This is a genomic window from Collinsella sp. AM12-1, assembly GCF_003472325.1.
Classification (GTDB): Bacteria; Actinomycetota; Coriobacteriia; order Coriobacteriales; family Coriobacteriaceae; genus Collinsella.
This window is the reverse complement of the sequence record NZ_QRLS01000002.1, coordinates 108,575-126,662: the sequence shown is the minus strand read 5'-3', so window position 1 is coordinate 126,662 and position 18,088 is coordinate 108,575. Positions and strand designations below refer to the sequence as shown.

The window sequence follows — 18,088 nt, the reverse complement described above, 5'->3', positions numbered from 1 at the left end:
GAGCCTTTTTCTATGGTGGTGAGGGCCGTGCGCCCTCGTTTGGTACACTAGAGGACACTGGACAAGTGAAGAGATGGGGGAGAACGTGCTCAAGTTCGGTACCTACGTCCGTGTTGGAAACGCGGCCGAAGCCTATGAGCTCTTACAGAAGAACCGCAACAACAAGATTGTGGGCGGTGGCATTTGGATGCGTCTGGGTTCGCGTCGCGTGGCGACGGCGATTGACCTTTCGGCCTGCGGACTCGATCAGATCGAGGAGACCGAGACCGAGTTTCGCATCGGTGCCATGTGCACCCTGCGCCAGCTCGAGCGTCATGCCGGGCTCAACGCGCTTGTCAACAATGTCTTTGAGTTCGCCGTCCACGACATCGTGGGCGTGCAGCTGCGCAATACCGCCACGGTGGGCGGCAGCATCTACGGCCGCTTTGGCTTCTCGGACGTTCTCTCGGCGTTCCTGGCGCTCGATTCGTATGTTGAGCTGACGGGCGCCGGCCGCGTGCCGCTCGCGGAGTTCGTGCGGATGGGCTACGTGCGCGACGTGATCGAGCACATCGTGGTCGTTAAACACGAGTACCGTGCGAGCTACGAGGCCGTGCGCAAGGCCGCGACCGACTTCCCCTCGTTGAACGTCACCGCCGCCTGGTGGAACAACACTTGGCACGTCACCGTGGGCGCCCGCCCGCTGCGCGCGACCCTGCTGCAGGGCGTGGCGTGCGGCCTTACCAACGAGCGGCCTTCCGAGGACGAGCTTCGCGCCCTTGCTGCATCCGTGCGTGCCCTGAGCTACGGAACCAACCTGTGGGGCTCGGCCGACTACCGCCGTCGCATCTCTGCCCCGCTCGCCGTCCAGGCCGTGCGCCGCGCCGCCGGCATCGAGCTTTCGGCCGCGCTTGCCCGCGAGCTCGAGACCGTGCAGGTCCCTAAGTTTGCCACGGACGAGTATTCCTGCCGCCGCGTGCCCGGCGTCGATTCTAGCGAGGTGCGCTAATGGCTGCCAAATTCATCGATCTTTCCTTTACGCTCAACGGCCGCAAGGTCAAGGTTCAGATTGCCCCCGATACCATGCTCTTTTCGCTTTTGCGTGAGCAGGGTTGCGCGTCGGTGCGCTGCGCCTGCGAGACCACCAACTGCGGCCTGTGCACGGTGTGGCTCGACGGCTACCCGGTGCTGAGCTGCTCGGTTCCCGCCGCGCGCGTCGAGGGCCATACCATCACCACGCTCGAGGGTCTCAAGGCTGAGTCCGAGGCGCTTGCCCGCGCCATGGCTGCCGAAGGTGCCGAGCAGTGCGGTTTTTGCGCCCCCGGCCTCATCATGAACGTGCTGGCGCTTGCCCGCGCTGCCAAGGAGGACCCGAGCCTCGTCGCCACGCGTGAGGAACTCTCGCGCCAGCTCGCCGGCAACCTCTGCCGTTGCAGCGGCTACGAGAGCCAGCTGCGCGCCATCGTCCGCTTCCTCAACGAGTCTGGCGTACAGGTGGGCTTCGAGATGCCCGAGCTGCCGGTCAACGACACCAGCTCTGACGGCGTCTCCTACAAGCAGATCACCCACAAGCAGCCCAAGAAGGACTCGAAGGCGCTACTCGAGGGTCGTCCCGTCTACACGGACGACATGGTGCCCGCCGGCGCGCTCATCGTCAAACTCAAGCGCAGCCCCTATGCCCGCGCCAAGATTCGCTCCATCGATACGTCGCGCGCCCTGAAGGTGCCCGGCGTGGTGGGCGTCTACACCTACGAGGACGTGCCCAAGCGCCGCTTTACCATCGCCGGTCAGAGCTATCCGCAGCCTTCGCCCTATGACCGCCTGATTCTCGAGAACCTCGTCCGTTACCAAAACGAGGAGGTGGCGATCGTCGCCGCCGAGACCGAGGAGGCTGCCGACAAGGCGCTCAAGCTCATCAAGGTCGACTACGAGGTGCTTGAGCCCCTGCTCGACTTTACCCAGGCGCTCGATAACGACATCGTGGTTCACCCCGAGGGCGACGTGACCTTTATGTTCCCGCAGGGCGGCGACGTGCCTCGCAACCTGGTGTGCAGCGGCACCAGCGACTTTGGCGATCTGGACGAGGCCTTCGCCCAGAGCGACATCGTCTTTGAGCGCACCTACACCAGCCAGGCCACGCAGACCGCGCCCATGGAGACCTTCCGTGCCTTCGCGACGACCGACGCCTTCGGCCGCATCTCGGTGACCACCTCTACACAGGTGCCCTTTCACGTGCGCCGCATGGTCGCGCAGTCGCTCGACATTCCGCAGTCGCAGGTGCAGGTTATTAAGCCGCGCATCGGCGGCGGCTTTGGCTCCAAGCAGACGGGCTGCTGCGAGATCTTCGTGGCGTTTGTGACACAGCAGACCGGCCGTCCGAGCTATTGCTGCTACACCCGCGAGGAGACCATCACCGCGGGCAACTCGCGCCACCAGATGCAGATGACCGTCAAGCTGGGCGCCATGAACGATGGCACCATCACGGCCATCGATCTGCACACGCTGTCCAACGCCGGCGCGTACGGCGAGCACGCTACTACGACGATCGGCCTTTCGGGCCACAAGAGTCTGCCCATCTACAACCATGTGAAGGCGAGCCGCTTTAGCTGGGACGCCGTCTACACCAACACTAACCGCGGCGGCGCGTATCGCGGCTACGGTGCCACCCAGGGCCAGTTTGCCGTGGAGAGTGCCGTCAACGAGCTCGCCGACATGCTGCACATGGATCCCGCCGACCTGCGCCTTAAGAACATCGTGCGCGAGGGCGAGGTCATGCCGCAGTACTACAACGAGAAGCTCAACGCCTGCGCGCTCGACCGCTGCCTGCTGCGCGCGATGGACATGATCGGCTGGCGCGACAAGCCGCTGGCCGTGGACCTGGGCGACCGCGTGCGTGCTCTGGGCTGCGCGCTCACCATGCAGGGCTCGGGCATCTCCAACGTGGACATCGCCGGCATTGACATGCGCCTGGAAGAGGACGGCTTTATCACGCTTTCGACCGGCGCCACCGATAACGGCATGGGCGTCGACACGATCCTGGCGCAGATTGCCGCCGAGGAGCTGGGCGTGGAGAGCTCGCTGATTGTGGTGCGCGGCGTGGATACCGATGTATCGCCGTTCGACGCCGGCTCGTACGCGAGCTCGGGTACGTACGTGACGGGCTTGGCCGCCAAGAACGCCGCGACCGAGCTGCGTGAGAAGATTTGCGCCAAGGCCGCCCAGATGTGGGACGTGGACGCCGCCGACGTGGTCTTCGACGGCCAGTACGTGCGTCTGTCCGATGAGCGTGCCGCGCGCGAGCAGAACCGCTACCTCACGCTGCGCGACTTTGCCAACCTGTGCGTCAAGAACATCGCGGGCGGCGACGCGCTCACCTCGCACGCCTCTGCCTGCCTGCCCGTTTCGCCTCCGCCGTTTATGGCCGGCATTGCCGAGGTCGAGGTCGACAAGGCCACCGGCAAGGTGACCGTGGTGGATTACGCCGCTGCCGTCGATTGTGGCACCGTGATCAACGAGGCGCTTGCGCGCGTCCAGGCCGAGGGCGGCATTGCCCAGGGCATCGGCCACGCGCTCTACGAGATTGTCGAGCACGACGACCGCGGCCGTCTGCGCACCGGCAACTTTATGAGCTATAAGCTGCCCACGCGCTTGGATATCGGCAGCATTCGCGTGGCCTTTGAGCCGAGCTACGAGCCGACGGGCCCGTTTGGCGCCAAGTCGATCGGCGAGGTCGTCATCAACACGCCGCTCGCCGCTGTGGCCTCAGCCGTCGCACACGCCACCGGCCATCAGGTTCGCTCGCTGCCCATCACACCCGAGAAGGCGCTGCTGGGGGAGTAGCGGGTCAGCGAACAAGTCGTAATTGGCGGGGCAGGGCAACTCGTCCCGCCTTTTGCACTCGTGGTGAGGTCGTGAGCCTGTAAAACGTGTGCGTGCGCTTGTCGCTCGTATCTGCTATCATTCCTAGTCTGTGCGCTCATGCGGGCGTGGCGGAATTGGTAGACGCGCCAGATTTAGGTTCTGGTGGGATTCCCGTGAAGGTTCGAGTCCTTTCGCCCGCACCAACGCACCCGCGTCGGCTTATGCCCTCGCGACTCTTTGTTGCATAAAGGTACCAGCACCTCAGATAAGCTGGGCAGTATGAGGAGGAACGTGTTGAACATCACCGCTTCTGACGTCAAGGACGCCAAGCTCACCGCTACGGTCACCATCCCGGCCGCCGACGTCGACGCCGCGATCAAGAAGGCCTACAAGGACACCGCCAAGAAGTACCGCTTCCCGGGCTTCCGCGCCGGTAAGGCTCCCCGTCCGGTCATCGACTCCGCACTTGGCGCCGAGGCTACCCTCGCTCAGGCCACCAACGACCTGATCGCCGCCAACGAGCCCGCCGTCCTTAACGAGCTGGACATCGTCCCCACCAAGAACGGTGACTACAAGGACCTCGACATCGCCAAGGATCACGAGGACTACACCTACACCGTCGAGTTCTCCCTGCGTCCCGCCGCTGAGCTCTCCTCCTTCGACGCCGTCGAGATCGAGATGCCCCCTGCGGAGGTCACCGAGTCCGAGATCAACAACCAGGTCGAGATGCTCCTCAACTACCGTGCCACCTTCGAGGACGTCGAGGGCCGCGCCGTCGAGGCTGACGACTATGTGACCGTCGACCTCAAGGCCGTCGAGAATGCCGACAACTTTGCCGCCGAGGGCCGCATGCTCATCGCCGGTAGCGGCAGCAACCCCAAAGAGTTCAACGAGGCCCTGATCGGCGCCAACGTTGACGACGTCAAGTCCGTCACCTGGACCGACGAGGCCGAGGAGGGCGAGGAGGCCGAGACCCACACCGTCGAGGTCACCGTCAAGGGCATCAAGGTCCGCAACACCCCCGAGCTCACCGACGAGCTCGTCAAGTCCGACTTTGGCTTCGACAGCATCGACGCTATGCGCGACGCCATCAAGCTCGAGATCGAGCAGGACAAGGCTTCCCGCCTCCCGGCCGAGAAGGAGAACCGTTGCGTCTCCGCTCTCGCCGAGCGCCTGCAGCTCGACGAGATGGACGCCGACTACGAGCAGTCCGTCTTTGAGGAGCTTGGCCAGAACTTCCTGTCCAACCTCGCTGCCCGCGGCATGACGCTGGACACCTGGCTGCCCGCTTCCGGCCTGACCATGGAGCAGTTCATCGGCGACCTGCACAAGCAGGCCAACGACGTTGCCCGTGAGTCCCTGGCTCTCGACGCCCTCGCCCGCGAGCTCAAGATTGAGGTCACCGAGGACGACATCAACGCCGAGTTCGAGAAAGCCGGCGTCAAGGACGTCGAGGCTTCCAAGGCCGAGTTCATCGCCGATGGCCGCATGCCTGCCGTCCGCGAGTCCATCCGTCGCTCCAAGGCCGTCGACCACCTGGTCGAGAACGCCAAGGTGACCGAGGTCGACGAGACCGCCAAGGACGCCGAGTAATTCTCGCCACCTTGCCCGCGAGCGCATGCGTGCGCCCGTGATGGGGTAAAGTTATACACCGGTTATCCGGTTGCTTCGTACGGTGCCAGCCAATGCATAGCATGCGGGCACCGTACGTTTATCTAGAACCAATTTGGTCCGCAAGAGAGAAATGGAGATGCGTATGATCGCTAAGTTCGATTCCGCCCTCGTGCCATACGTTATCGAGCAGACGCCGCGCGGCGAGCGCAGCTACGATATCTATTCGCGCCTGCTCAACGACCGCATCATCTTCTTGGGCGAGGAGATCAACTCCGTCAGCGCCAACCTGGTCGTTGCCCAGCTGCTGCATCTTGAGAGCCAGGATGCCGAGAAGGATATCTCGCTCTATATCAATTCGCCCGGTGGCGAGGTCTACTCCGGCCTGGCGATTCTGGACACCATGAACTTCATTAAGCCGCAGGTCTCCACCATTTGCGTGGGTATGGCCGCGTCTATGGCCGCCGTGCTGCTTTCGGCCGGCGCCAAGGGCAAGCGCTTCTGCCTGCCGCACTCTAAGGTCATGATTCACCAGCCCAGCGGTGGTGCCCAGGGTCAGCAGACCGAGATCGAGATCGTGGCCGAGGAGATCAAGAAGACTCGCCGCGAGCTCAACCAGATTCTGTCCGATGCCTCGGGCCAGCCGATCGAGAAGGTCCAGGCCGATACCGAGCGCGACAACTACCTGACCGCTGCCGAGGCCCTCGACTACGGCCTGATCGACCGTATCGTCACCTCGCGCGATCTCGCCGCGAAGGACGCCTAGGATGGCCGGTAACATGCAGGACAACTTCGACGAGAACGGCAACCCCATCCGCTGTTCCTTCTGCGGAAAAGAGCAGGGTCAGGTTCGCCGCCTTGTTAAGGGCCCGACCAACATCTTTATCTGTGACGAGTGCGTCGCCGCCTGCTCCGAAATCCTTGAGGAGTCGCTGGCTTCGGACTTTATGGACGCCGCCCGCAACGGCAAGCTGCCGGGTTTCCTCAACGATCACGGCCAGGCTGCGTCCCAGCCTGCCGTGGACCCCGAGGCCGAGGGCTTTGAGCTCGAGGACGACCGTCAGGTCATCACGCACGTGCCGACGCCGCACGAGATCTATGACGAGCTTTCGGCCTATGTTATGGGCCAGGAGGACGCCAAGCGCGCCATGTCGGTGGCCGTGTACAACCACTACCGTCGCGTGATCGAGGGCGGCGCCGCGCTTTCGGCCTTTGATGACGGCCTGGACTCGCAGCTCGACGACGATATGGACGAGGTAGAGCTCGCCAAGTCCAACATCCTGCTGCTCGGCCCCACCGGTACCGGTAAGACCCTGCTCGCCCAGACGCTCGCGCGCATCCTCGAGGTGCCGTTTGCCATCGCCGACGCCACCGCACTCACCGAAGCCGGTTACGTGGGCGAGGACGTGGAGAACATCCTGCTCAAGCTCATCAACGCCGCTGATGGCGATATTGAGCGCGCTCAGGTGGGCATTATCTACGTGGACGAGATTGACAAGATCGCCCGCAAGGCCGAGAACCTCTCCATCACCCGCGATGTTTCGGGCGAGGGCGTTCAGCAGGCACTGCTGAAGATTCTTGAGGGCACGGTGGCAAGCGTTCCGCCCACCGGCGGCCGCAAGCATCCCCAGCAGGAGCTGCTGCAGATCGACACGACGAACATCCTGTTCATCTGCGGCGGTGCCTTTGTGGGTCTGGACAAGATCATTGCCGATCGCGTGGGCAACAAGGGCGTGGGCTTTAACTCCGAGATCGCCGGCCCCACCTCGGTCGACGAGAACGACCTGCTGCGCCAGGTGCTCCCGCAGGACCTCAACGCCTTTGGCATGATCCCCGAGTTCGTGGGCCGTACGCCCGTCGTCACCCAGACGCAGGCGCTCGATGAGGACGACCTGGTGTCGATCCTGACCGAGCCCAAGAACGCCGTGGTGCGCCAGTACCGCAAGATGTTCCAGCTCGAGGATGTCGATCTTGAGTTTGAGGACGCGGCCCTGCACGAGATCGCCCGCATGGCGCTCGCCCGCAAGACCGGCGCCCGCGGCCTGCGCGCCATCTGCGAGGACGTGCTGCAGCAGACGATGTTCGACCTCCCCAGCGAGGAAGGCGTCACCAAGGTCATCGTAACCGAAGCCTCCGTAAAAGGCACCGAACAGCCCCAACGCATCTACGGGTAAACCAGCCTAAAACGTGTTTCTAAATAGCCTCCGACCATCCACGGTCGGAGGCTATTTTATATATACGCAATAACCCCAACTACCTGTGTTATTCTGTGTGTTTGTTTAAGCCTCAGCGAAGTCATTCAGACTGAAGTAATCGATACCTAAGGGGAGGAATGTAGGCCCGATTTTCGTAGATTCCGCACGAGCCGAAGACCACGTAATGTGGTCTTCGAGCGAGCCCAGGACCTGACCGAGCAAAAATCGGGCCTACATTCCTCCCCGGTGGGACAGGGAGAGATATATGGAAGAAATGCCCAAGAACTACGATCCGTCGACCAACGAGCCGGCGATTCTGCAGAAGTGGCTCGACGGCGGCTACTACAAGCGCCGTGAGGGCGTGGGCGACTGCACCGTCACCATTCCGCCTCCCAACGTGACCGGCAAGCTCCACATGGGTCACGCCACCGACGACTCCATCCAGGACGCCATCATCCGTATGGCTCGCATGCGCGGCAAGTCTACGCGCTGGGTGCTGGGCACCGACCACGCCGGTATCGCCACGCAGACCAAGGTCGACAAGAAGCTCAAGAGCGAGGGCATCAGCCGCCTGGAGATCGGTCGCGACAAGTTTGTCGACGCCTGCTGGGATTGGACCCACGAGTACGGCGGCATCATCGTCGAGCAGATCAAGCGCATGGGCTGCTCCGTCGACTTCGATAACGAGCGCTTCACCATGGACGAGGATTACGCCCAGGCCGTGCGTAAGGTCTTCTGCGACTGGTACCACGACGGCCTGATCTATCGCGGCAAGCGCATCGTCAACTGGTGTCCCAACTGCACCACCGCTATCTCGGACGACGAGGCCGAGTACAAGGACGAGAAGGGCCACCTGTGGCACCTGCGCTACCCGCTGACCGAGCCGGTCAACGGCCAGGACTACATCGTCGTCGCCACCACGCGCCCCGAGACCATGCTCGGCGATACGGGCGTCGCCGTCTCCCCGAAGGATCCCGAGAAGGCCGCCTTCGTGGGTAAGACCGTCAAGCTCCCCATCGTCGACCGCGAGATTCCCATCTTTGAGGATTGGCATGTCGACGCCAACTTTGGTTCCGGTTTTGTCAAGGTCACCCCGGCCCACGACCCCAACGATTACGCCATGGGTCAGGCTCACGACCTGCCGCAGATCAATATCTTTGATGAGCACGCGGTGGTCGTCGAGGGCTACGGCGAGTTTACCGGCATGAACCGCGACGAGTGCCGCGAGGCCGTCATCAAGTGGTTTGAGGAGCACGGCCTGCTCGACCACGTCGAGGAGCACGACCACTCCGTCATGCACTGCTACCGTTGCGACGCCGCGCTGGAGCCGTGGCTGTCCGAGCAGTGGTTTGTGGCCGTCGATAAGCTCAAGGGGCCGGCGCTCGACGCCGTCAATTCCGGCAAGGTCACCTTCCACCCCGCGCGCTGGACGCAGACCTACACCACTTGGATGGAGAACCTTAAGGACTGGTGCATCAGCCGTCAGCTGTGGTGGGGCCACCGCATCCCCGTGTTCTACTGCGAGGACTGCGGCTGGGAGGACGCCCTCACCGAGGACACCGACGTGTGCCCCAAGTGTGGCGGCCATCACGTGCATCAGGACGAGAACGTGCTGGACACTTGGTTCAGCTCGCAGCTGTGGACCTTTGCCACGCAGGGCTGGCCGCAAAAGCCGGAGCTGCTCGAGGGCCATCACCCCACGACGGCGCTCGTCACCGCGCGCGACATCATCGCGCTGTGGGTCGCCCGCATGGTCATGAGCTCGCTGTACTTCCTGGACGAGGTTCCGTTTAAGGACGTCGTCATCTACCCGACGATCCTTGCCAAGGACGGCAGCCGCATGTCCAAGTCTAAGGGCAACGGCGTTGACCCCATGGACCTCATTGGCATGTACGGCGCCGACGCCATGCGCTTCAACTTGCTCACGCTGTGCACCAACAACCAGGATGTCAAGTTCGACGCGAACATCGACAAGAAGACCAAGAAGCTCATCGACAGCCCGCGCACCGAGCAGGCCAAGTCGTTTGTGACCAAGATCTGGAACGCCAGCCGCTTCCTGCTTATGAACATGGAAGGCTACACGCCCGGCGAACCCGTCGTGGAGACGCCGGCCGACGCCTGGATGTTCAGCCGCCTTGCCAAGGCCGTGAAGATGGTCACCGAGGGCATCGAGAACTACACCTTTGGCGACATGGCCCGCGGCGTGCAGCAGTTCTTCTGGAACGAGGTCTGCGACTGGTACGTCGAGGTCACCAAGGCCCGCCTGAAGGGCGAGGGTCGTCTGCAGGCGCAGCGCAACCTGATCTTTGTGCTCGACACCTCCATTCGCCTGATGCACCCGCTCATGCCGTTCGTGACCGAGGAGATCTGGGACAACATGCCGGCGAGCGTGCTCGATCTGGACGCCGAGGGCAACGTGGACCGCGCCGAGGCGCTCATGATCGCCAAGTGGCCCGAGCCCGCCGACTACGTCAAGTACGTTGACGAGCCCGCCGAGCGCGCGTTTGAGCTGTGCCGTACCGTCGTGTCTGCCGCCCGCGCCACGCGTTCGCGTTATCGCTTGAGCCCCAAGGCCGAGCTCGACGTGGTCGTGCGCGCCGGTGCCGAGGACATCGAGAAGCTCGAGAGCTTGCGCTCCACGATTGAGCCGCTGGCAAACACGGCTTCGCTGGTCATGGGTACCGACGTTGAGAAACCGGCCGCGAGCATTGCCGTGGTCGATAGCGGCGTCGAGGTCTTTGTGGTGCTCGAGGGCAAGGTCGACCTTTCGGCCGAGAAGGCGCGCCTGGAGAAGGAGATCGCCGCGGCCCAGAAGGAGCTTGCCGGCTGCGAGAAGACGCTCGCCAACGAGGGCTTCGTGGCCAAGGCCGCGCCCGCGGTGGTCCAAAAGAAGAGGGACCGTGCAGCTGAGCTCAAGGAGATCCTGGCGGCGCTGACCTCGCAGGTTGCTGACTTCTCGTAAGCGGTACTGGGGGCGCGTCCCGACGCTTTGCTCTCCGCTGCGGACAGTCCTGCGCAAGACGGACAGCACATTAAGTGCTGTCCTTTGCGTGCGGAACTTGCGGCGAGCAAAGCGTCGGGCCGCTCCTAGTGCGGTTACGTGGTTGTTTGCATCTGGCGTGTTAGGGCCACTTGGTTGTGGCCTTGATCTCGCTGCAAGCGGATAGAGGCTGATATTGTCAACGCGAGGGGCTCATTCTTTTTGGTGGGCCTCTTTTTCTGTTATGGGGGACTTTGGGTTATGGCTAAGCGTTCTGGGTCGTATGTCGTTCCTTTCTCGTTTGAGTTGCTTTCGTTTGATGAGGCTGTTGGGCTGGCTGCTGATACGGGGCGGATTTCTGGGGATGCTGGTCCTCTGCTCGAGACGGTTGTCGATATGCTCGATGAGCTGGGGCGTCCGGACGAGTACTTTGATTGCATTCAGGTTGCCGGTACTAATGGCAAGACTTCGACTACGCGTTTTTCGGCTGCTATTCTTCGCGGCGAGGGGCTCAAGACCGCGCTGTATACGTCGCCGCAGCTGGTGCGCTATCCCGAGCGCATGGAGGTCGATGGGCGCGTCGTGAGCGATGAGGCCTTTGCTCGTGGCGTTTCTGCCGCCGTCGAGGCGGGGCATCGCGTGAATGCCCGTCGTGTGGCGGCGGGGGAGCGCGCCTATACCATCACGCCGTTTGATCTGTTGACGGCCGCCGCGCTTGTAGTGTTTGCCGAGGCTGCGGTGGATGTTGCCGTGCTTGAGGTTGGCATGGGCGGACGCTGGGATGCTACGAGTGCGACCGATCCCGTGGCCGTCGCCATTACGGGCATTGGACTCGACCATACGAAGGTCCTGGGCGATACGCTCGAGGCCATCGCGGGGGAGAAGGCTGCGGTTATTAAGCCTGGGCGCCTGGTTGTTTTGGGCGAGGGTACGCATGAGGCGAGCGTTCAGCGCGTGATGGATGCCCGTTGCCGTGAATGCGGTGTGGTGCCGCTCGTGGTGAGTCACGCCACGACTAAAGTGCCGGCGCATGTGGGCGACACGGTTGAGTTTAGCTGCACCACGCCGCGTGCGATTTATACGTCGAGCATGGTCAAGCCGGCCTATCAGCCGCAGAATGCCGCGTGCGCGATTATGCTTTGCGAGGGGTATCTGGGTCGTGAGCTCGACCACGATGCGCTGGATGAGTCGCTTATGGGTTGCCCCACACCGGGTCGCTTTGATGTGCTGGGAACCGATCCGCTTAAGTTGATTGACGCCTGTCATAATCCCCAGAGCTGCGAGAACTTTGTGAGCGCGCTGGACGAGATCGATCCGTGCGTGGAGAACCGCCCCACGCTGCTGTGTGCCGCGCTGGCCGATAAGGACGTGGCGGGTATCGTTGACGTTCTGGTTCCGGCATTCCCCCGCGTGGTCGTGACCCAGACCGATTCCGATCGCGCCCTGCCGGCAGAGGAGCTCGCCTCCCTGGTGGACGCCGACAAGCTCGCGGGCGTGTACCCCAGTGTATCCGAGGCCCTCGCGGCTTTCGATGCCGCGGGCGAGCCTTTCGTAGCAGCCGGTACCATCACCCTAGCCGGCGAAGTAGCGGGGCTGCTCCGTTAACCCATCCCCTCATCAGTTGCGGTGAAATACGGACTGTTTTACAAGCCAGAAGCCTCAAACGGTCCGTATATCACCGCAACTCAAAAGCAGTCAATTTGGGACGGGGCTTTTTTGGCTGCCCTGCGCCTCGAGTTGACTTGCTCGCCACGAAATGGGCCTATTTACTACGTTTGACCGGTAACCCTCGACCATACCGAGAATTGCGAAATCAAAACCGCAGGTAAAGGGCTTGCCAGTTTTGCGAAAACACGGGTATGGTCGACCCACGCGGGCTAAACGTAGTAGATAGGCCGTTTTTGTGGCGGCATTCATGTGATGCGGCAAAGGGACAGCCCCTTTGCCGCATTGCCTAGTCTAAGCGGACCGGATCGTGGGGGTAGGCGTTGAGAATCTCGACGCCGTTCTCGGTCACCAGGGCTAGGTCCTCGATGCGGACGCCGGTGTGACCGGGGAGGTATATACCCGGTTCGATAGAGAACGTCATGCCCGGCTCTACGACCTGCTCGTTGGCGAGCGAGACATCGCCCGGCTCGTGGTCTTGCAGACCGATTGAGTGACCCAGACGGTGCGTAAAGTACTGCCCATAGCCCGCATCCTCAATCACGTCGCGTGCGGCGCGGTCCAAGTCGCACATACGAACGCCCGGCGTGATGAGCGCCTCGGCGGCCTCGTTGGCGCGGCGCACGATGTCGTAGACGTGCGCGGTCTCCTCGTCCGGCTGGCCCCAAAAGAACGTGCGTGTCATGTCCGAGCAGTAGTTGTGACGGCGTCCGCCAATGTCGAACAGCACCACGTCGCCATGCTTGAGCACGGTATCGTCGGGTTCGTGATGCGGGTCGCCGGCGTTGGCGCCAAAGCTCACGATGGGCGGAAAGCTAAAGCCCTCGCAGCCGTGCTTGCGGTACAGGCCGAGCATCTGGTCGGCGATTTCGCGCTCCGTCACGCCCTCGTGGACGAGTTTGATGGCATCGGCCATCACGGCGTCGTTGGCGGCCGAGGACACGCGCATAAGCTCCTGCTCGGCGGCATCCTTGTAGGTGCGCGCGGCGGTGACGGCAAAGTCACCCAGGAAAAACTCGCTTGCGGCGTGGTGCTCTATGAGCGGCATCAAAAAGCCGGAACGCATGACAGTGTCGACGCCAAGCGGCTTGGCTGGGTCGATCTCACTCGCGATGGCGTCGGTCACGACGTCGGTGTCGTTGTGGTAGGCCACGCGGGCATTGTCGTACTCGGGCAGCTGATGCAGGGCGTTAATCAAGATTACCGGCTCGGCATCGCGTGCGAGCAGCACGCCGCAAAAACGCTCGAACATATCGGCATAAAAGCCGGTCAGGTAATAGATCGACCACGGGTCGTTTACGAGCAGCTGCGCGCCGGGGTGCTGAGCCTCGAGCGCATCGAGCACGCGCGCCGCACGCTGGTCATCGACATGTGCCATACATCGTCCTTTCGCTAGGTTGCCACCATGGTATCCCCAATGCCGGCGTAGTCAATTTGGGACGGGGCTATTTTAGCTGCATCAAACATGCGGAATGATAGGTAAAAGTAGTCATAAGAGGGTCGTCCCAAATTAGCTGCTTTCAAAACTATGGCGGATTACGGGGCTGGACCTGTATTACTTGACCATGGGAAAAATCGCGAAATTAAAACCGCAGGTAGACGGCTTATCAAAAATCGAAAAATGCCGGTATGGATGGGGGTCTCCGAATCAGCCCCGTAATCCGGCATAGTTTTGAAATGGCACTAAAGTAGGCACAATCTAAATATCGATCCCAAGGCAAGTTGCGGTGGAATAGTTCCTGGATGCCGGGGTTTTGGCGGAAATCAGGAACTATTTCACCGCAATTGAGGAGGGGCGGGGTGGATGGCGGGGTAGCTAAAAGAGCCCCGTCCCAAATTAGCTGCTTAGGCTGGGTCGATGTCCATGCTGGCGATGAGGTCGATGCCCGTGTTGAGGGGGTCTTCCAGAACGACGTCGCCCATGCGGATGGGGGCCTCGACGACCACGCCGCGGATGAGGTCCATCGCCTGGGCATGGAGTGCCAGCGGGATGGCTTCGGCCGTGCGCACGGGCAGCAGCGCCTCGTCGCCGCCGGATACGGCAACGGTGGTGGTGAGCACGCGCATGGGACAGGTGAGCTCCTGATGTGCAAACTTATCACCGCGCGGGCAGCTGTTGCCGGTTACGGAGCGTACCTCTACCACGGCGCCGTCTGCGCTGCGCTCGACCTCCACGGTCAGGAGGCACTCGGAGGGGCAGGTGGTGCAGTTGAACTGCAGCGTTTCAATCGCGTTTGTGCTCATGACTCTACGCCTCCTCAACGGGGTCGACGGACAGGACTATCTCGCTAACGCCCAGGTCGAGTGCGCGCTGAATTACCTTTGCCGGTAGTGGGAAGCTCTCCATTACGCTCGGTTTAAACGGGCGGACCTTGCCTGCAAACAGCTCCTCGTCGCCTGCCAGAATGCGCACGCGGGCAGCATCGACCGGCCGACGTACGCGGAAGTTGAGCTTAGTGAGTGACACGGCCGTGATGCGTCCCGGCAGTGCGTAGCCTGCGATGCCAGCGGGGGAGACCGTGAGCTGGCAGCCCGCGCCCGCCACTCCCGCCGCGGTGCCGACAGCCCCCAACGCCCACGCCGCCGCAGCCGCACCGGCACGTTCGGACTCGGTCGTCACGTTGTCGGCCAGGTCGTGCACGTGCAGCACGTTGCCGCAGGCAAATATGCCCGGCACGCCCGTCTGCAGGCTCTGGTCCACCACGGCACCGCGCGTACGTGGGTCCAGCTCCACACCCGCGGCAACCGAAAGCTCGTTTTCGGGAATCAGGCCCACCGAAAGCAGTAGCGTGTCGCACGGAACAACACGCTCGGTCCCCGGAATGGGTGCTAGGTGCTCGTCGACCTGACTCACCTCGACGGCCTCCACACGATCGTGCCCGATCACACGCGTGACCGTGGTAGACAGATGCAGTGGAATGCCAAAGTCTTCCAGGCAGTTCTTAACATTGCGACGCAGGCCGTTGGCGTACGGCATGAGCTCGTACACACCCTCGACGGAAATCCCCTCGAGCGTGCAGCGGCGCGCCATGATCAGCCCGATGTCGCCCGAGCCCAAAATGACGGCGCGCGAGCCGGGTTTGAGGTTCTCGATATTGATGTATCGCTGCGCTAGGCCGGCCGTAAACACGCCGGCGGGTCGGCTGCCGGGGATCTTGATCTCGCTGCGCGTGCGCTCGCGGCAACCCATGGCAAGGACGACCGCGCGCCCGATGAGCTGCAGCATACCGGTGGGGCTCATGAGCGTGACGGTGTGGACCGCGGCGTCTTCCGCGGACTCGCCCGAATCAACCCCTATCACCATGCTGTCCAAGAACAGCGCAATGTTGGTCGCGCGCACCTGGTCGATAAAGCGATGCGCGTACTCGGGACCGGTGAGTTCCTGCTTAAAGTGCGACAGTCCAAAGCCCGGGTGAATGCACTGTCGCAGGATGCCGCCCAGATGCTGCTCGCGCTCCACGATGGCCACGTGCGCGCCGGCCTTGTGCGCGGCAAGCGCGGCTGCCATACCGGCGGGGCCGCCTCCGATGACGACCACGTCGAAGGTCTGCGTCGACACTGGCGCTGCGGTTCCGGTCTCCGCGCGTTCGTCGCGCATATCAAACGTCGCCATCCTAGCGCACCCCCTTTAGCGGTCCCTCGACCAGCCAAGATCCGGCATCCTCCAACAGCACTTCGCTGGGGTCGCAGCCCAGCTCGCGGGCAAGGATCGCAACCACGCGGCTCTGGCAAAAGCCGCTCTGGCACCGACCCATGCCCGCACGGCAGCGCCGCTTGACGCCCTCGACCGAAACCGCACCCGGGCGGCGTCGAATCGCGGCCACGATCTCGGCCTCGGGCACCGTCTCGCAGCGGCAGACGATCTGCCCCCATGCGGGGTCGGACTCAATGAGCTCCTCCTTGCGTGCAAGCGGCGCACGGTCGAAGTCGTCCGGCGCGTGTCGAATCGGATCCCAATCGGCCCGTTCGCGCAAAGCAACGCCCGCCTCGCGCATCACGTGCTCCATGCGCTCGGCAATGGCCGGCGCGCTCGCCACGCCTGGCGACTGAATGCCCGCCGCCTGGAACAGGCCTGGCACCACGGCGGACTGCCCAATAAAGAAGTCGTTTGTTCCCTTGATGACCGGACGCCCGCCGGCAAATGCGCGTACCACGCGACGCGTGTCCAGATCGGGCACCAGCTTGCGTGCTCCCGTCAGCAGCGCGTTCACATCGCTTGCGTAGGTCTGCGTGTCGCCCGGCTCGCGCACGGCAGCCGTCGCGGTGATCACGGTGTTGCCGTGGACCGTGCCCGTGACGATTACGCCCTTGGACACTGGCGTGGGCACGGGGTAGAGCGGCATGAGCGCGCGCGGCTCCTTGTCCAGCACCACGATGTTGCCCTGGCGCCAGACCATCTGGAACTCCTCGGCGCCCGCCATATGCGAGATGTCCGCTGCACCGTTGCCCGCGGCGTTGATCAGATAGCGGCAGCGCACATCGCCGACAGGCGTCACCAGCGTAAAGTGCGCAGCCCCGTCGGTAGCCTCGCCGCCGGCAACCTCAATTGCTTCCACCGGAGCCGACCGAATAAACGTCACGCCGTTGGCCACGGCGTTCTCCAGCGCAGCGATGGCGACCTCAAACGGATCCACAAAGCCAGTGGAGGGACACCACAGCGCGCACGTCGCCTCGGCACTCGCGCGTGGTTCCAGCTCGCGGATGCGCTCGGGGCCGATAATCGACAGTTCGGGCACGCCGTTGGCCACGCCATTCTGGCGCAGCTTCTCCAGGTGTGCGCGGTCTTCGTCGTTAAACCCCAGCACCATCGACCCGGTGCGGCGGAACAAAAATCCAAGCTCCTGGGCCCACGTGCCATATAGCTCGCAGCCGCGGGCGTTGACCTGCGCCTTTACGGTGCCCGGCGCCGGATCGTAGCCGGCGTGTACCAGGCCGCCGTTGGCCTTCGATGCGCCCAGGGCGACATCGTTGGCCGCCTCGACCACGCAAATGGTCAGGTCATAGCGCGCGAGTTGCCGCGCAATGGCACACCCGGTGATGCCCGCGCCCACAACCGCGATATCAAACGTTTCCGTCACAGTGCCTCCCAGACAAGTTGACAGGCTGTCAATAGGACTATGCTACGGTCTGCAGACCCCCAGTGCAGCGGCAATGCGGCGAACAGCCCCACTGCATCCGCCAACGGCAGGCGTGGGCCGGCTCAGCACGGATGCCGGCCACGTTAGAACGCGAGATCTTCCCGCCCAACCTCGCGGTCTGCGCCGTTACCTGTTACAGATTGAGATGTTGAGTCCACAGGCGCACGTTCTTCTCGATCTGTAACAGTAAGAACTGTTTTTGGGTTCCAGATGTTACAGTTCGAGATTTAAGTTGGGGAGAGAATGGTTTGTCTCAATCTGTAACATCTGGGACTGTATTTGCCGAGTAACTGTTACAGATTGAGACATTCGGTGCGGACGGTTTTCTTTGTCTCGATCTGTAACAGTTAGCTGAGGATTTGGGTTCTAGATGTTACAGATTGAGACAAACCTTCCGACGGATTTTGAAGGTCTCGATCTGTAACAGTAAGAGAGGAAATTCGGCCTCAGTTGTTACAGATCGAGATTGAAGCCAGCGAGGGGATGTTTTGTCTCGATCTGTAACATTTGGACCCGATTTTGCCGAGTAACTGTTACAGGTCGAGATTGAAGTCGGGGAGGGACCCCTGTGTCTCGTTCTGTAACATCTAGACCCGGATTCCACTCCTGCCTGTTACAGATTGAGATGTTTGTGTCCGCACCAGCCCCGCCCCTAGCCG

Annotated in this window: 11 protein-coding genes and 1 tRNA gene; 8 read left to right on the top strand and 4 right to left on the bottom strand. The window is 62.6% G+C overall.

The features are described 5' to 3' along the window. Positions 1 to 85: 85 nt before the first annotated feature. The 8 genes from DW136_RS01965 to DW136_RS01930 all read left to right on the top strand — a co-directional run bounded on the left by DW136_RS01965 (position 86) and on the right by DW136_RS01930 (position 12,231). Positions 86 to 988, top strand: coding sequence for a xanthine dehydrogenase family protein subunit M (locus DW136_RS01965; RefSeq protein WP_199411458.1), 903 nt, complete (start codon positions 86 to 88; stop codon positions 986 to 988). Then, positions 988 to 3,819, top strand: a complete 2,832-nt coding sequence (locus DW136_RS01960; protein ID WP_118288969.1) for a molybdopterin cofactor-binding domain-containing protein — start codon at positions 988 to 990, stop codon at positions 3,817 to 3,819. The genes DW136_RS01965 and DW136_RS01960 overlap by 1 nt, the downstream gene beginning before the upstream one ends. Before the next feature lie 140 nt (positions 3,820 to 3,959). Further along, positions 3,960 to 4,043, top strand: a tRNA-Leu gene (locus DW136_RS01955). 88 nt (positions 4,044 to 4,131) lie between these two features. Next, the gene (gene tig / locus DW136_RS01950) at positions 4,132 to 5,433 is read left to right on the top strand and encodes a trigger factor (protein WP_233546514.1); all 1,302 of its coding nucleotides are present in this window, start codon (positions 4,132 to 4,134) and stop codon (positions 5,431 to 5,433) included. Between the two features lie 163 nt (positions 5,434 to 5,596). Next, positions 5,597 to 6,217: an ATP-dependent Clp protease proteolytic subunit gene (locus DW136_RS01945; protein ID WP_022095182.1), complete on the top strand. Its 621-nt coding sequence runs from the start codon at positions 5,597 to 5,599 to the stop codon at positions 6,215 to 6,217. A gap of 1 nt (position 6,218) precedes the next feature. Next, the gene (gene clpX / locus DW136_RS01940; RefSeq protein ID WP_117876818.1) at positions 6,219 to 7,625 is read left to right on the top strand and encodes an ATP-dependent Clp protease ATP-binding subunit ClpX; all 1,407 of its coding nucleotides are present in this window, start codon (positions 6,219 to 6,221) and stop codon (positions 7,623 to 7,625) included. Between the two features lie 286 nt (positions 7,626 to 7,911). Continuing rightward, positions 7,912 to 10,608 (top strand): valine--tRNA ligase, encoded by a 2,697-nt coding sequence (locus DW136_RS01935; RefSeq protein WP_118288967.1) that lies wholly within the window; start codon positions 7,912 to 7,914, stop codon positions 10,606 to 10,608. Between the two features lie 279 nt (positions 10,609 to 10,887). Beyond that, the gene (locus DW136_RS01930; protein WP_117629440.1) at positions 10,888 to 12,231 is read left to right on the top strand and encodes a folylpolyglutamate synthase/dihydrofolate synthase family protein; all 1,344 of its coding nucleotides are present in this window, start codon (positions 10,888 to 10,890) and stop codon (positions 12,229 to 12,231) included. Between the two features lie 349 nt (positions 12,232 to 12,580). Here the strand turns inward: DW136_RS01930 and DW136_RS01925 are convergent, their stop codons facing one another. The 4 genes from DW136_RS01925 to DW136_RS01910 all read right to left on the bottom strand — a co-directional run bounded on the left by DW136_RS01925 (position 12,581) and on the right by DW136_RS01910 (position 17,369). Beyond that, positions 12,581 to 13,669: a Xaa-Pro peptidase family protein gene (locus DW136_RS01925; protein WP_199580133.1), complete on the bottom strand. Its 1,089-nt coding sequence runs from the start codon at positions 13,667 to 13,669 to the stop codon at positions 12,581 to 12,583. Positions 13,670 to 14,136: 467 nt separating this feature from the next. Next, the gene (locus DW136_RS01920; protein WP_117629442.1) at positions 14,137 to 14,535 is read right to left on the bottom strand and encodes a DUF1667 domain-containing protein; all 399 of its coding nucleotides are present in this window, start codon (positions 14,533 to 14,535) and stop codon (positions 14,137 to 14,139) included. A 4-nt stretch (positions 14,536 to 14,539) separates the two neighbouring features. Further along, on the bottom strand, positions 14,540 to 15,889 hold the full coding sequence (locus DW136_RS01915) for an FAD-dependent oxidoreductase (RefSeq protein ID WP_349125462.1): 1,350 nt from the start codon (positions 15,887 to 15,889) through the stop codon (positions 14,540 to 14,542). A 16-nt stretch (positions 15,890 to 15,905) separates the two neighbouring features. After that, positions 15,906 to 17,369 carry an NAD(P)/FAD-dependent oxidoreductase gene (locus tag DW136_RS01910; protein ID WP_117716001.1) on the bottom strand — a complete coding sequence of 488 codons (1,464 nt, stop codon included), beginning with the start codon at positions 17,367 to 17,369 and terminating at the stop codon, positions 15,906 to 15,908. Positions 17,370 to 18,088 lie beyond the last annotated feature (719 nt).